General features: G+C 48.2%; 10 protein-coding genes and 2 pseudogenes. 9 read left to right on the top strand and 3 right to left on the bottom strand.

Translation table 11 applies throughout. The features are described 5' to 3' along the window. Window positions 1-449 precede the first annotated feature (449 nt). Window positions 450-1,508 (top strand): c-type cytochrome biogenesis protein CcsB, encoded by a 1,059-nt coding sequence (gene ccsB / locus QUB13_RS09970; protein ID WP_333380349.1) that lies wholly within the window; start codon window positions 450-452, stop codon window positions 1,506-1,508. A gap of 423 nt (window positions 1,509-1,931) precedes the next feature. Next, window positions 1,932-2,357 carry a KGK domain-containing protein gene (locus QUB13_RS09965; RefSeq protein WP_194011953.1) on the top strand — a complete coding sequence of 142 codons (426 nt, stop codon included), beginning with the start codon at window positions 1,932-1,934 and terminating at the stop codon, window positions 2,355-2,357. A 368-nt stretch (window positions 2,358-2,725) separates the two neighbouring features. Here the strand turns inward: QUB13_RS09965 and QUB13_RS09960 are convergent, their stop codons facing one another. Next, the gene (locus tag QUB13_RS09960; protein WP_333380348.1) at window positions 2,726-2,932 is read right to left on the bottom strand and encodes a hypothetical protein; all 207 of its coding nucleotides are present in this window, start codon (window positions 2,930-2,932) and stop codon (window positions 2,726-2,728) included. On the opposite strand from QUB13_RS09960, the gene tilS reads away from it, so the two are divergent. Next, window positions 2,931-4,025: a tRNA lysidine(34) synthetase TilS gene (gene tilS / locus QUB13_RS09955; RefSeq protein ID WP_333380347.1), complete on the top strand. Its 1,095-nt coding sequence runs from the start codon at window positions 2,931-2,933 to the stop codon at window positions 4,023-4,025. The two genes, QUB13_RS09960 and tilS, sit on opposite strands and share 2 nt — an antisense overlap. Here the strand turns inward: tilS and hmpF are convergent. Beyond that, the gene (gene hmpF / locus QUB13_RS09950) at window positions 4,022-5,770 is read right to left on the bottom strand and encodes a pilus motility taxis protein HmpF (RefSeq protein WP_333380346.1); all 1,749 of its coding nucleotides are present in this window, start codon (window positions 5,768-5,770) and stop codon (window positions 4,022-4,024) included. The genes tilS and hmpF overlap by 4 nt on opposite strands. A 683-nt stretch (window positions 5,771-6,453) precedes the next feature. Continuing rightward, complete coding sequence (locus QUB13_RS09945; protein WP_333380345.1) at window positions 6,454-7,737, bottom strand: hypothetical protein; 1,284 nt, start codon at window positions 7,735-7,737, stop codon at window positions 6,454-6,456. 550 nt (window positions 7,738-8,287) lie between these two features. On the opposite strand from QUB13_RS09945, the pseudogene QUB13_RS09940 reads away from it, so the two are divergent. From QUB13_RS09940 to QUB13_RS09915, 6 genes and pseudogenes are all read left to right on the top strand, one after another. After that, window positions 8,288-9,502: pseudogene (locus tag QUB13_RS09940) on the top strand (RNA-guided endonuclease InsQ/TnpB family protein); the annotation flags it as partial. A gap of 367 nt (window positions 9,503-9,869) precedes the next feature. Continuing rightward, window positions 9,870-11,111 carry a response regulator gene (locus tag QUB13_RS09935; RefSeq protein ID WP_333088458.1) on the top strand — a complete coding sequence of 414 codons (1,242 nt, stop codon included), beginning with the start codon at window positions 9,870-9,872 and terminating at the stop codon, window positions 11,109-11,111. Between the two features lie 103 nt (window positions 11,112-11,214). Beyond that, the gene (locus QUB13_RS09930) at window positions 11,215-11,589 is read left to right on the top strand and encodes a hypothetical protein (protein ID WP_333380344.1); all 375 of its coding nucleotides are present in this window, start codon (window positions 11,215-11,217) and stop codon (window positions 11,587-11,589) included. Window positions 11,590-11,754: 165 nt separating this feature from the next. Further along, a pseudogene (locus QUB13_RS09925) lies at window positions 11,755-11,997 on the top strand (RNA-guided endonuclease IscB); the annotation flags it as partial. Between the two features lie 183 nt (window positions 11,998-12,180). Continuing rightward, window positions 12,181-12,714, top strand: coding sequence for a chemotaxis protein CheW (locus QUB13_RS09920; RefSeq protein WP_333380384.1), 534 nt, complete (start codon window positions 12,181-12,183; stop codon window positions 12,712-12,714). Window positions 12,715-12,849: 135 nt separating this feature from the next. Further along, window positions 12,850-15,942 carry a methyl-accepting chemotaxis protein gene (locus tag QUB13_RS09915; RefSeq protein ID WP_333380343.1) on the top strand — a complete coding sequence of 1,031 codons (3,093 nt, stop codon included), beginning with the start codon at window positions 12,850-12,852 and terminating at the stop codon, window positions 15,940-15,942. The last annotated feature ends 186 nt before the right edge of the window (window positions 15,943-16,128 follow it).

The following is a 16,128-nucleotide window of genomic DNA, read 5'->3' as shown; positions in this document are numbered from 1 at the left end:
TCGAGATAGCCCAATATCAAAAAATATCCTATATTTTCAGTTCTAGACGCACTCCCGACAAAAAAACCGGGTTTTTTACTTAATCTCTGGGTGAAAACGAAGGATTTTCCTGAAAAAACCCTGTTTCTGCCCCTCTACGTCCAGGACTAAATTTGTTAGCGGGCGATCGAATTTCGACCCTCAGCATTCGGTGTTTCCTTACTTTCAACTCGTCCAACCTCAAGCCGTCAGCCAGAATCAACCAGCGCGACTTGACGGGGTGACACTCGTCTGGTGGGTCAAGAGTAGCTTGTTTTAGGCGTCCGTGCGATCGCCCCCAGGCACCTCAACCACAGCCAAAAACTCATAATTGCCACAAAAATTCAAAATCTCAAACCCAAAACTCCCGAACCCCAGTACGATCGATCTAGTTAGCAAAAATAAGTAAAAACACTACCGGAGTAAATAATATGGATCTGGTCGTACTTCAGAACTGGCTGGACAACATCTCCTTCGCCATCCTGTTCGCAACAATGCTCATCTACTGGGTAGGCGCAGCCTTCCCCAACATTCCCTACCTGGCCGCCCTAGGCACCGCAGGAATGGCCGTCGCCAACCTCTCCATCGCCGCCTTACTCGGTTCTAGGTGGATAGAAGCCGGCTACTTCCCACTAAGCAACCTCTACGAATCCCTATTTTTCCTAGTTTGGGGCATCACCGCCATCCATCTAGTCGCCGAAAACATGAGCCGTTCCCGTCTAGTAGGAGTAGCGACAACCCCCGTAGCAATGGCAATAACCGCCTTTGCCGCCCTGACTCTCCCCGACACCATGCAATCGGCAGAGCCCCTAGTACCAGCCCTCAAATCCAACTGGCTGATGATGCACGTTAGCGTCATGATGCTCAGTTACGCCACCTTAATGGTAGGAGCATTGCTGGCGATCGCATTTTTAATCGTCACCCGCGGCCAAAAAATCGAACTCACCGGCAGTTCCTTCGGCACCAACAGCAACCGCAACGGCAACTACCGCCTCCAACGCCCACAAAACCCCCAACCCCCAGCCGACGACGACAGCGGACAACCTGTTGGCGAACCCGCTTTCAACAGCAATAACGGTTACAGCACCACCGCAGTGCTAGAACTAGCAACCGTTCAAACCGCATCAACCGCCCCAACTCAAACCGCAGAACTTCTCTCGCCCCAGCGCTTGAATCTAGCAGAAACCCTTGATAACATTAGCTATCGCATCATCGGTTTAGGATTCCCCTTGCTGACAGTTGGAATTATCGCCGGTGCCGTTTGGGCTAACGAAGCTTGGGGATCATACTGGAGTTGGGACCCGAAAGAAACTTGGGCGCTAATTACTTGGTTAGTATTTGCAGCCTACCTGCACGCCCGCATCACTCGCGGCTGGCAGGGAAGACGCCCAGCAATTTTAGCCGCCACAGGTTTTGTAGTAGTTTGGATTTGCTATCTAGGCGTTAATCTGCTAGGCAAAGGTTTACATTCCTACGGTTGGTTTTTCTAATTTCCCAGCCACCAATCAGCCACAGAAAAACAGCATAAATCAAAGCGTAGGGATTAATAGCATCTCCGGTTCTCAGGTGGCAACGCCCAATATTAGTGTCAAATTCAGCCTAAAATCCTTTGTATCTCTAGTTTGCATCCGAGTCTGCCTCTTTCTAAATTCCCCTTTAAAAGGGGACTTCCATCGCTTCCACCCCCCTCTTCTTAAGGGGGAGTAGGGGGCAAGAATTTGGGGGGCTCGGAGCCTAATCGTAAAACAGCAGACCGGTACTACGTTTGAGGTAAACTTGACATCAATGCAATGCCAGCTTATAAAAGCATCGAGAATCAAAAACTTTCTTCCCTCTTCCTTCTTTTTACCCGCTCGCGTAGCCGAAGGGTTCTCTTCCCTTTTCCGTCTTCCTTCATTAACAGGACAATTGATATGGACGAATCACAAATATTTCTCAAAGAAGACGATGTTTTGTCTGCTCCTGCCAGCGCTTTAATGTATCAGTGTACATTCAAAGTTAGCGAATTTATGACCATTATGCAGTCAAAATTGCTAGAACAACACTTATTTTCAGACGGCATGGATTGCGAAGTTTTAAGTGCCGGAAAAAACTGGACAAAAGGCAAACTTAGGATGCGTCTGGAGTTTTACCCGATCGAATCTGAGGTAACAGAACAAAAAGCCCTTCCAGCCTCCCCAGAAACATCAGACACCACGCAGACCTACGACCAAAATAGCTCATTCCCAACTGATACTAATGATGAACCAACTGTAGCCGATTCAACACAAATAAGTGACAATTATCCTTTGTCTGGGTATCCAGACAGCAACCCTCACAGTAGAGGAATGTGGAGCTAAAAAGCAGAAATTTAGAGAATGGGAAAGTGCCAATTGTGAGTGAAAAAAAGGGGAAATTGCCCTATTACCAATTCCCAATCCCTCCGCTTCGCTCCGCCCAATTCCCAATTCCCTCAACACCCATTTGTTAGGATCATCTCATATTTTTGCAAAAAGCTTTGTTTTCTCTTTGCAAGCTGTCGCTATATCGCACGGGCTTAGTGTCGGCGATGAGCGAGTTTTGTCTAACCGCTCTTCGCGGACAGCACTACCATAGCTTGCAGGCTAGACTGCGAGTACGCTGAACTTCCTTCTTCCTTCTTCCATTTCTCTTCGGACGGTGGACATTGGACGGAAAGCTCGGGAAGGACAGCACCAATAATTAATGACTAATGACTGTTAACTGTTAACTGTTGACTGTTGACTGTTGACTGTTGACTGTTAACTGTTAACTGTTGACTAATGCCCTGTTTGGCCAATGCCCAATCCCTCCGCTTCGCTCCGCCCAATGCCCAATCCCCAATTCCCAATCCCTCCGCTTCGCTCCGCCCAATTCCCAATTCCCAATGACTTACTGCATGAAAAACTGCTCTCATGGCTGAATCTTTCAATTGGACGCACCTCCACGCTCAACTGCACCGGACGCTGCTGCTGCGACAAATATTGCCCTCAAATCAGCGATTGTTGGTAGCAGTATCCGGCGGCCAAGATTCTCTGTGTTTGCTCAAATTGCTGGTGGATTTGCAGCCAAAATGGGGTTGGGATTTAGCGATCGCCCACTGCGATCACCGCTGGCGTTCTGATTCTCAATTAAATGCAAGTCATGTAGAAAATTTAGCGAAAAATTGGGGCATATCCTATTATTTGCAAACCGCCTTGTTAGTGCCCAAAACCGAAGCGACGGCAAGACAGTGGCGGTATCAAGCTTTAACCGAAATTGCGATCGCCCACAACTACCCCTACATTGTCACAGGCCACACAGCCAGCGATCGCGCCGAAACACTCCTCTACAACCTAATTCGCGGTAGCGGGGCAGACGGACTTTCTGCCCTCACCTGGACGCGCCCCCTGTTCGATTTGAGATCGCCGATTTTAGATTTTAGATTGGAAAATCAAAATGAAAATTCCCAATCGAAAATCGAAAATCTAAAATCTAAAATCTATTTAGTTCGTCCCTTGCTCGAAATCACCCGATCGCAAACCGGTCAATTTTGTCAAGAGCAAAAACTACCAATTTGGGAAGATTCCACAAATCAAGACTTAAAATATGCCCGCAACCGCATTCGATCGGAATTATTGCCTTATTTAGAAACTCATTTCAACCCAAAAGCCCAACAGGCGATCGCCCAAACAGCCGAACTCCTCCGCGCCGACGTCGAATATCTCGAACTTGCAGCCAGTGACTTGCTACAGCGAGCAATCTGTCCCATTGCAGACAGCGAGCAGGTGAAATTTCAACTGCCCGTCAACTTAAATCGCCCGATTTTGCGAGAAGCACCCCTAGCGTTGCAGCGACGGGCTATGCGACAGCTACTGCAACAAATATTACCCTCAGCACCCAGCTTTGACAGCGTAGAAAAACTCACCAGCTTAATCGCAGCGCCCAACCGATCGCAAACCGATCCATTTCCAGGAGGAGCGATCGCCCGAGTTGAAAAACCTTGGATAATTTTAGATATTAAATTTTAAGTAGTCATCCAACCCGAAAGAACTTGTCGCAGATCCGAAACTACCCGATCTTGCTCCTCCCCAGTCTGCTGCACGCCATCGAGTTCCCCCCCCGCCGCTTCCAGCTTGAGGCGCAGCCCGCTCAAATTATCCTGCATCGGTTGCAACATTTCTTGATAAACATTCACCCGGCCCCATAGTTCCGCCACAGCACCTTTCTGATTGAACAAATTCTGCTCTAACTGCTTGAGTTCGTAACGTTTCGACTCACTTTCTACATTTTGGCGGTTGACATTTTCCTCAATTTGAGATATAAGTTCCCGCACCTGCCTAATTTCATTTTCCAGCCTTTGCAGTTCTTGGCTTTGCTGCTGGCGGACAGAATTGAGCTGTGCAACCATCGGCTCCCAATCAATATCAGCAGGATCTTGTTTTGGAGCATTAGCAGTACCCAATCTTCGCCACAGCACCCCCTGATGCTGCTTCAAAACATCCTCCCGTTCCTGCAAGCGGAGCCGCTGTCCCACCAGAGTTTCGTTCAACATCTGATAACTTTCGAGCTCATCGGCCATTTCATTTTCCAAAGCCATGCGATCGTACTCCGAAGCCGCTTGAATTTTCCCTTGCAGCTCCTCAATAGTCTCCCGTTGGAGAGTCAACTCCTCCTCTTGATCGTTAACAAAGCGGAACACCTTTTCCAAATCCTCTTGCAAGTGTTGCACCAGCCCCTGCAACTCATCAACCGGCATCTGCTCCAGAGCAGACACATCTACTGCCTGCTCCATACCCCCACCAGCACCCGCAGCAGATGCGAACCGAGAAAATTGCTCGTACATATCCTCAACAGCCCGCACCTGCAAAGACATCGACTCAACCTGATCCTGCTTAGCGCTGAGCGTACTTTGATGCCCCTTAAGATCCGCCCGAGCTTGTCCCAAAACATCTTGAGATTGATACCACTCCAGCCAGCGGCTTTGCAGGCTTTGAAGCTGTCGATCGACCTCTTCCTGCTGCTGCTGAGCATTGGCCCGTTTTTGCTCCAACTGCTGCCAGTGCAAATCCACAATTGCTTGCTGAGCCCCCACAACACCAAAAGACTGATTCAATTGTTCCCGAACCCCTTGAGCGGCAGAAATTGCACCTCCCAGCTTGTTCATCAACTCCTGAATCCTCAGTGCCTGCTGCTCGTCGATCGCAGCCCCCTGCGGAATCTGAGACTGCTGCTGAGCCACCTGCTGCTGTTCGCCCCGCAACTGTTCCCAAGCCGTCTCAATTTCCACCCGGCTGCGATCGACCTCATCCCGCAATCGGTTAGCCTCATCGCGAGTATTTTCAATTTCCGAGCGCTGAGCCTCCAGCCGCTCCAACTCCTCTTCCATTTGAGCCAACTGCTCTTCGCGGGCTTGCATTTCCATTTCCCGGCGATTGAGCTCCTGACTCGAAAACGTCAGAGAAGCCTTCCACTGTTCAATTTCCTCTTCCTTATCCTTAAACTTGTCCTGCAAGCGCGAGAAATTTTGCAGAATGCTCACCAACTGGCGGGCAGCCTCCTGAATCCGCTGTACTTGCTTGTTAGCGCTCAACTCAACCAGCACCAGCGTGCCGTCGTTAAACTTATTAGCTTCCTCAACTGGAATCGCATCATCCCCCGGTACGGCGCTCCAATTGTGTTCGCCCCGCTGACAAGCTAGCAGTTTCAGTTCAGCCTTACCGCCACCGAGACCAAAGCCGCTTCTCTGTTTTTGTACTTCTGCTAGATACAGCACACTAATAGTCCTCTGCTTCGTAAAACCTATCCAAACTTACTTTAAGCTACTTAAAGACCGAAAATACTAAGTAGTCTTTGGTGTCGTTTTCCCAATCCGGGGAGAGCATCCTTTCCCCGATCGCGCACAGCAATCACCCACAACACTCCCACAACGGAGAGCGTCTCGAAAACCTTGCCACCGCCCGCTTTCTGGAAAAATGGCAGAGCAGCCTCAATGCCACTTGATTCAAGACTAGCAAAACCGCAGCGACTCTCACAGCCCAAAGCCGAAAAAAGTCAGTCGATTTTAGATTTTAGATTTTTCCGCTTGCTTCGGCTTACTTCGGCTTCGCGGGACACAAGTCCCAGGGCACGAGTCGCCGTACAAGTTTTCGATACTTCGGCTTCGCTGTACAAGTTTTCGATTTTCGATTTACTTGCAGGAGATGAATCACCGCTTATAAAAACCTAGGTAAACCTGGGTAAGCTCTGCGGTATAAGCTTTAAACGTTCTTTCTTAGCGCTTACGCTTCCTCGGCATCGAGGTTGACCAAGAAACTCCAGTTAGAAACGCTATAATAATCACAGCGACGTGATATTACAGCGGAACGTTTGATTTTTCTATTCAGTTGGCTCCACTCGCGACCTACGTGCTTTTCCGGGTTCACCTCGGAATAGGCGGTTAAGGAGCGAGGTATTTTTTCACTTAATTTCATAGCCCTGCGAGCAATTACCAGTGCAGCCGATTCGTCGCTGGCACTCGCCATACATTTTTAGGTATTTCACCAAGCCGATAATACTTGAATAAGCTGGATTGACTGCAATTAACTCAATTCCGCGATTCGACAAAATAGAACTGAGTTGTTTGTAGAACTCGCTATACGCCCAACCCGATAACATCCGGGCATACTTTCTACCTTTCTCCCCTAGAGATTCCTTTTTTGTTGAGAAATCAAGTTCTTCACAAATTACGGGACATTCAAACTCCGTGGCTTTTGTTGCTAGTTGCAAGCAGGCATAAACAATCTGAGCCTGCTGCTTGCCATTCGGTAAGCCCATCTTTAATGGAATCTGCCCTTTGGCTTTGAGATTCCCTTCATTATCAACATACGCCCACCCAATAGAACCAGGATTCATATCGATACCAATGCAACCGTACATCCTATTTCTAGAAACTTGATTCACAGGCTTGGGAGTAAATTGCACGGCAATAACCCACTTTCCGTTTTTACGGTAGAAGTGCCAGGTTTTAGCCCCGCATTCTGGTAGTCTATTTATGTTGCGATTGAAATCACCAACCTCGGAAGATACAGCTTTCCCGAATCGTGACTCTAAGCATTTGGGGACTCTAAAAGTTATTTCGCTCCCATTCCAATGGGAGACTTGATTGCCAAAAGACTCGTCTTTAGAGCCGACGACAAAAATATCACCGTGAGGGACGACGACTTTGATTGGCTTGACTCTTAAGTGTTCGAGCCTATTCGTTAACAGGGTCAGTCTACGCTTTTTATTGTGTATTTGAAAGCGTAAACTCTGCCAATTGGTAGATTTGTATTGGAGCGAGCAAGCTATGGGAAAATTACAACCTGTCTTTGAATTATGCCATTTTTTCTTGGCATAAAATTTACGGGCTAATCCCAACTTACGTTCGGCTTTCTTGAGCCATACACTAATGGATTTAATCTTTCCTTCAAGAGTCTTTGTGTGTAAAATTCTGTGTTCTTTAGCCCCGTCTACACGACCTTTGGCCGCACTGATTACGCCATTTGCATGGCGCTTATTGATGCCGTAGGTTTGCTGTAAGTGTGTGTTCCAGTCGGACTTCTTGAATTGTGTACTTAAAAGTAAGTGGTTGACTGTTTCAATACTTGCAGCCCTAACAATTGGGGCGTAAGCTTCTAAGAACATCTCGAAATCTGTAAATCCTAGTTCGTTGAGTTCATCTGCTGGTGTGGGCAAGCCTTTGCAATAAGTTAGGGTAGCCATTGATTCGACCTCTCAATGCGGTTGTATCTTTGTATATTAATTGCTTCGCGCAGAATTCGCAATATTTTGAATGAGTTATTTATTTCCGAAACGTCGCTGGCGAGGTCTTTTTCAAAGGTTGCACCTTCTCTTTCGATCGAAATCACCAACGCTAATTAGTCTGTTCGTCAATTTACCTAGGTTTTAGTTACTAAAACCTAGGTAAATTTAGGTAAAATGTCAACTGCTGTTACCCTAGCAGGAACGTTCTTTTCAAAATTGGCGATCGCCGCGATCGGAGTAGGCGGCACGCCACCCGTTTTTGGTCGGGGTCAGTCAAAAACTGTCTAGTTGAAGTAATGGGTGCATCAGCAAGTCGATTCGTAGAAGCAATAATCGAGCGTGGCTTTAGCCCGATCGAGTGTCCATGTTTGACCGCACATAATTTTACCAAAAAATTGGGTCTAAAGCCCCGTCCTTATAGGACGGCTTTAATTACAACAAGTGTGAAGACTTGTTAAATATACAGACTTATAGGTAAAAGTTTTAGCAAAAGTGATAAACTATTACAATGATAGTTTTAGAGTTTAAGTTAAAAGGCAAAGCGGAGCAATATCGAATCATCGATGACATGATTCGGACGGCTCAATTTGTCAGAAACAAAACTCTTAGACATTGGGTAGAAAATCAAGGGATTAAGTTAGTAGACCTGTACAAACAATGCGCCGTTGTGGCGAAAGAGTTTGAATGGGCAGGCAAGCTTAACTCAACGGCACGTCAAGCGATGGCCCAACGTGCTATTTTGGCTGTCCAACGTTTTTTCGCCAATTGCAAAGCTAAGAAGCCCGGAAAAAAGGGCTACCCGCAGTTCAAGAAGTACACTCGTTCCGTCGAGTACAAACAATCCGGCTGGGCGCTTTCTAGTGACAAAAGATGCCTAACGTTTAAGGATGGCTTTGCTGCTGGAAAATTCAAGTTAATTGGTAATCGGGATTTGCATTTCTCGGCACCCGATGAAATCAAGCGAATTAGGGTAGTGCGTCGTGCCGACGGCTATTATGCCCAATTCTGCATCAACATCGAACGAAAAGAGGAAGCCGTTTCTACTGGTAAAATTATCGGCATAGATGTTGGATTAAACCACTTCTATACTGACAGCGACGGTGAAACAGTTCCCAATCCTCGGTATCTCCGCCAAAGCGAAAAAGCTCTGAAGAGATTGCAGAAGCGAGTTTCTCGGAAAAAAAAAGGCTCCCAAAGCCGGAAAAAGGCAATCAACAAGTTAGGAAGAAAGCACCTAAAGGTTAGTCGGCAGCGTAAAGACTTCGCCATTAAGACGGCGTTGTACGTAGTGAAATCTAACGATTTTGTAGCCTAGGTCGACCTTCAAGTGCGTAACATGGTCAAGAACCACAAACTTGCTAAATCAATTAGTGATGCCGCGTGGTCACAGTTTGCTCAATGGTTGGAGTATTTTGGAAAAGTGTACAGCAAAACAGTTATCGCTGTTCCACCACAATACACATCTCAGGAATGTTCAAACTGTGGCGACATTGTTAAGAAAACTTTATCAACCCGAACGCATATTTGCGGTTGCGGAACGATACTAGATCGCGACCACAACGCTGGAAGAAATATTTTAGCAAAGGGTTTGAAAGCCCGTGCAGGAATCAATTTAAATACGGTGGGGCACACCGGAATTCACGCTAGGAAACCGATCTCTATTCGCTGGTGGCGACAAAACAGAGATAAGTTCGACTGGCTGATCCAAGAATCCCCTCGCCTCGATAGCAGGGGAGTGTCAAGGTTTAAGACAGAACTCAACCAAAAAGACCCACCGCGCACAGTAAATATCAAAACTGTTGGGATTCAAGGCTTGAACCAGTCGGAAATGCCAGCGTTGCACGCTCGAAAAGCCCGTACAATAATTGTGCGATGTGGATTCTACACACTGCGAGAATGCCGCGATTTGTGCGGTTTCAGGTTATGGACTCCTAGCGCTGCCAAAAAGCCCGCCACTTGCCGCATCGCCCTTTCGTCAATTCCCAATTGTACGATCGCGCCAACGATCGCGGAAACTCAAGTCAATCTTTGGGCCAGCACACAGTCTTTCCGATCTCAGACAACGGTTTTAAAGAGGATAGTTTAGCTGCATGCAGGGAAATTTGAGTGAAATTGACATCCGCAGCATCCTGCAATTGATTGAGTTAGGTCAGCGCACCGGAGAACTGTTCGTAGAAGCCTACAGTTCCACCGCCAGCAACACGGGTACTCAACCCCCCCCGCGCTCCCTTGCAGGACAATCCTGGTATGTCTTCTGCTTCAACGGTCAGATTATTTACGCTACCCAGAGTGCGGGCAGTTTGTTGCGCTTGCGCGACTACCTGCGCCGCTACAAAGCAGACACAGCCCTCGACAAAATCCAAGTTCCTTATATGGCATCTACCAATGCCCCAGAATACGGCTATCTGTGGGCCCTGCTAGAAAACCACATCCTCACCCCAGCTCAAGGGCGCAACATCATCCACAGCATGGTTCACGAAACCCTGTTTGACTTGCTCAGCCTTCATCAAGGTTCCTTCACTTTTGAAATGGGGTCAGCATTAGCCCCTCAACTGACCAGCTTAGAAATTAGCCCCCTCCTAGCGAAGATTGTCAAACAGGTGCAGCAGTGGAAACAGTTTCACCCTCACATTCAGTCGCCAAACCAATGTCCGGTTATTTCAGATCCAACCGAGCTACGAGTCGCCCTCCCAGCCAGTACCTTTAATACTCTCAGGCGCTGGGCCGACGGTCACACTTCGATCCGCCAAATGGCACGCTACCTCAACAGAGACGTGCTGACTGTCGCTAAGGCGATTTACCCCTTCGTGCAGCAGGGATTGGTACAAGTATTTTACGAGCCATCTGTTGCGCCGGCAAACGACAGAAGAGAATGGCCGCCGCATCCAGAAAACAAGGTTAAGAGAGTTGTCTGCATTGACGATGACAATGTGATTCGCAAAACAGTCGAGTCAATTTTAAACGAACACGGTTACGAAGCTACTGCCATCGGCAATCCCCTGCAAGCCCTGAGTTTGGTTTTTCAACTCAAACCCGATTTAATTCTGTGCGACATCGCCATGCCGGAACTCGACGGCTACGAAGTTTGCGCTATGCTCCGCAATTCTACCGCTTTCCGGCAAACGCCGATCGTCATGCTCACAGGCATCGACGGATTTATCGATCGCGTTAAAGCCCGCATGGCCGGAGCTACAGACTTCTACACCAAACCTTTTGGCGAAAGCGAATTATTAATGTTGGTAGAAAAATATGTGGGCCCGGGCTATCCTTCATCGAATCTATCAACAAGATTATTAGATCGATCGCTCGAAGATGAACTCAAAGAAAAATAGACGTTGCTGATTTACGGTAAGGGTGCTGTTGGACTCGAAGTCGATGGAAGAAAGCAAGAATCTTTTCACAGATCGCCTAAAAAAACCACTTGAATTAAACTGGATGAATCAATTGTCTGACAGGATGTATCAAAACGCTTTGATTAACCTCAAGAATGCTTTGAATCAGTATCGTTTTGGGCGATCGAGCAATTCAACTTTTGCCGATCGGCGAAACGGTCAATCCGGCGCGCTATATTTGTCAAATCGAAAAATTGTGTCCCATCCGAAAAACACAAGAATCGTCTCGCAAAAAGCCTGTAAAAAGCCAGCGAAAAACCTGCCCCACAAGGACGATCGCAGAAGTATAATTAAGATTGCCACACTTGGGACGTTCGACCTTGACGAACCTTTAAACTGTAGTTTGGTTTCCCAGACTTTTACCGTCAAAAAAAAGCTGGTCTTTGGTTGGTTTCATTCTGCGATGCCGAAAGTTTAACATTCCCCAACCCAAAAATCGGTAGGTAGGTATTAATGTAAGCGTTAAAACCTTCGTCACCGAAAACGCAATCGAAGAAAGCAAAGCCGAGGCGTCAAGCAATGACGCTTTTGATGGATAAAAACCGCTGTTTCCTTTGAACCAATTTGTCAACCAATTAAGCCTAAAAAGCCAGATGTTCTCAAGCGGATTATCGCTCAAGCAAAGCATCTCCTGAAAAATGCAGCAGCAGTTAATTCAACTCGGTGGGCATTATTTAATCGGCTGAAAGAAACTGGATTGCGTGTTTCAACTGGTTCTGGTGGATTAACCAAGTTTAATCGGACTCGACTGGGATTCCCTAAATCTAACTGGATTGATGCTGCTGGCGTCGGTCAAATAGAGTCTTTAGAAGTGGTGAATAATCGATCGCACCCTAAATTATTATTGAGAGCGCGCATTTATTGCCAAAAACGAACCGCAGGATAGCCATTCACCCCTTGGCTGTGTCAAGCTTGGCATTGTCAAGTTTTGACCGTCGAAGTTTCCACAGTGCCTTCTCAAGGCGCTAAACGTTAAAAATTTGCTAGAAATGCAGGTGTCAGAATTATGATTAGTGGCAGCTCAGACTTTATATTACCAGGACAAGGCATAGATCAGGCTCCAGAATTCCAAGAACTGGAAACTCCCGAAGGCGAGCTGCACCTGCGGTTCTACGTTCCTTCGGGGAACGAGTTCGCACTGCCGGCGATCGGGATTAGAGAGGTATTATCTCCCTCCCCAGACCGCATGACACCTATCCCTAACGTTTCTTCTCTGCTTTTAGGTACGCTAAACATGAGAGGAAGAGTGATTTGGGTGGCGGATCTCGGTCAGTTTTTGGGAGACCAAACACCTCTCAACACCGACAGACCCGAAATTCCCATCGTGGCTGTGGAAGACCAAGACACGATTTTGGGGCTCGCAGTCGATCGCATTGTGGGGATGGACTGGCTCGACGTAGAGCAACTACACTCCCAAAACAATGCACCAGACGGCATGATTCCATTTCTGAGGGGAGAATGGATGTTAGGCCCACAAGCTCAAACAGTGCTGCGACTGCTAGATCAAGTGAAAATTCTGCGATCGGCGCGGTGGGCAGCGTGAAATCGATTTTAGATTGGCGATTGGCGATAGGGGTCTAATCATTAACAGTCACAGGACTTGAGGCGCGCATCTAAACATTCAAGATAAAAATCTAAAATCTAAAATCTAAAATCTAAAATCAAAAGAGGGCGGCAAATGGCAACAAGTACCAACTTTCAGCAGGACTACCAACGGGCAGAAGCGGCCTACATGGAGGGCAACTATTCAGAAGCTGCGGCCCTAGTTTATCAATTAGTAGAAGATTTTCCCGAAGATCCCAGCGCTCGCCTGCTGTGCGGACACATCTACTGCTACGGACTGCAACAGTACGAGGTAGCACGGGAACAGTACACGGTGGTGTTAGGTCTCAGCGACGACCCCAGTTTGGTCGAACACGCTCACAGCGGAATTACCTACACAGACCAATTTTTATCGGGAGAACTGCACACGGAAAATTTAGAGGCTTTGTCGGCTCAAACAGAATTGGAATTCTACCCAGACTTATCTGTTGATGAAGGCTTAGAAGACCCGGATCTGGGACTTTTTGGTGGAGATTCTGTCGCCGGGGAGCCCTATGTCGGTCAATTGGCAGACGACGACCTAGAAAACCTGGACTTGGCCGACTTGGGCATGAGCGGCTTGGAGTGGGAACCACAAGATGCCACGAGCAGGGACAATCAAGAAGATTTAACCTCGCATTCTAACCCCTTTGGTAGCGATAGCGGCGGGATGGCAGCTTATGCTGATGCGTCGGAGCCGCTAGACATGGATCGGTTTGCCGATTCTGATTTTGAAGACCCTTTTGCCTTGGATGAGGCAGCGTTTGATGCTGGTGACTTGTCTGGGGACAAAGCGTCTGCTAAAAGCGCACCTTATTCAGGAGATGCGTTTTCAGAAGCTCCGACTCAACTCAACGGTCAAGGTTTCGCTTCTTCAGAAATCGAGAATTCTTTTGACTCTAACGACATCGACTCCCGCACCGGGCCGTCGGACAATTTTAGCGAACCTTTTGGTGCGCTAGATTTGCCAGACGAACTCGAAGATTTCTCTGACTACGACTACCAAACCCCGCCGACAAGCGGCTCGGATCTCGGTCAAAATCTACCTCCTTCGGCGACAGCCGCAGACCCCTTTGCCGATCCGATACCTTCGGGTTTCGGGTCTTCTGGAGCTCAAAACCAGCCGAATACTAACAACTCGGACTACTCGTCAAACTATTCGCTGGCGGAAGACGAAACGCTGCTGATGGGAGGTGCTGTCCCTAATTCTCACAGTCAAAGATCGAGCCAGGGACAATTTAATTCGGTCGATCGCTCTTCCTCTAACAACAACGGTTACGGTGACTCGGAACCCCCGGCATTTGGTTCGATCGACAGCTTCGAGTTAGACGCTTTTGATGACGACGCTTTCAGCGATGCTTTTTCTTTCGACGACAGCGAGCAAGCGACAGCTTTCGGGGCGGGCAACGCTCCCAACAGCGAATGGTCGTCAAAAACTGGGAATTCTCCAGAAAACAGCGACTTTTTAGACGAATTTGACGAATTTGACGATTTGGGCAATTTGCCGGACTTTGACATCTCAGAAGATGCCAGCAGTTCGATGCTGACTCGAGGTAACACCAATTTTGGCAACTCGACGAGCGGCATGATCGGCTCGACGGGCAGCCTGGACTTTGACAACAGCGACGGCTCGGCAATTCGAGACGACGAGATGTTTACCATTTCTGGCCCTGTTGGTGCGTCGGTGTCGAGTTTTGCTGCGACAGAATCTGAAGCGCTGGATACTTCGGTGACTGTAGAACAGGGGGGATTGGCTTTCTTGGAAAATGCTCCTTTGTTTACAAAACAGTTGTACACGGCGATCGGGGCCGGACTGGTTTCTCTGGTAGCTGTGGCTTTCGTTACTAACATTGCTTCCTATCAAGCTCTGCGGCAAGACAAGCCGGAGGCGATCGTATACCTGCGACAAACAGGCTGGGTAATGACCGCAGCCGCAGGTATTACCAGCTTTTTAACTTCTTGGGGCATCGGCCAGTTGATCGCCAAGCAGGTGCGTAAATCCTCGGACAATTTGCAAGCTCAGTTCGATGCTGTATCTCAAGGAACTTTGGACGCTCGCGCTACGATTTATTCGGAGGATGAGTTTGGCAGAATGGCTGCTAAATTCAACCACATGGCGAAGGTGATCCAAACCACGATTAGCGATACCAGGCGCAAGTCTGACGAGCAGGAACAGGCAAAGGAAGATTTGCAGCGCCAGGTGATTCGCTTGCTAGATGACGTGGAAGGAGCGGCGCGGGGCGATTTGACTGTGACTGCGGAAGTGACGGCCGACGTTTTGGGCGCTGTTGCTGACTCGTTTAACTTGACGATTCAAAATTTGCGGGAAATTGTCCATCAGGTGAAGCAGGCGGCTCGCGAGGTCAGCAAGGGCGCTACGGATAGTGCCAAGTTTGCGGGCGATTTGTCTTCTGACGCGCTGCGGCAGGCTGAGGAACAGGCGGCGACGCTCAATTCGGTGCAAGTCCTCACCGACGCGATTCAGCGGGTTGCAGAGAGCGCTAGGGAGGCGGAAGAAGTGGCCCGGGGCGCGGCGGCGACGGCTCTCAAAGGCGGCGAGGCTGTGGAACGGACGGTGGCCGGGATTTTGGAGATTCGAGAAACGGTTGCAGGAACCACGAGAAAAGTCAAGCGGTTGGCGGAAGCTTCTCAAGAAATTTCTAAGATTGTGGGTTTGATTGCGGCGATCGCCTCTCGGACGAATTTGTTGGCTCTCAACGCTAGTATTGAGGCGGCGAGAGCTGGGGAATCGGGTAGGGGTTTTGCGATCGTGGCGGATGAGGTGCGACAGTTGGCAGATCGATCGGCTAAGTCTTTGAAAGAAATTGAGCAGATCGTGATGCAAATTCAAAATGAAACTGGCGCGGTAATGATGGCGATGGAAGAAGGGACGCAGCAGGTGATTGAGGGGACAAAGTTGGCCGAGCAGGCGAAGCGATCGCTTGAAGATATCATTCAAGTGACTAATCGAATTGACGTGTTAGTGCGATCGATTACAGCGGACACTGTAGAACAGAATGAAACAGCTCGCTCCGTCGCCAGTGTGATGCAGGCCGTGGAATTAACCGCTCAGGAAACATCCCAGGAAGCGCAGCGAGTTTCCGGTGCTTTGCAAAATTTGGTAGGCGTTGCTCGCGACCTTTTGACATCGGTGGAAAGGTTCCGAGTAGAAACGACAGAAAGACAATAATTGATTGTTTGATGCTTTTTTTACTTGCTAATTTATCAGCAGGTTTCTGCAGAAACAATGAAAGACAAAAAGTAACCTCGCAGCCTTAAAAGCGCTGCGGGGATACCTATCCAGCACCTAAATAAACTAGGAGTTGTACAAATGGACGATACATAGTAGAGGTGATTACTGGCATATTTGGTGAAA

It is taken from the genome of Microcoleus sp. B4-D4, from assembly GCF_036705185.1.
Taxonomy (GTDB): domain Bacteria; phylum Cyanobacteriota; class Cyanobacteriia; order Cyanobacteriales; family Microcoleaceae; genus Microcoleus.
The sequence above is the reverse complement of the archived record's forward strand: the minus strand, read 5'-3'. Positions and strand labels throughout refer to the sequence as shown.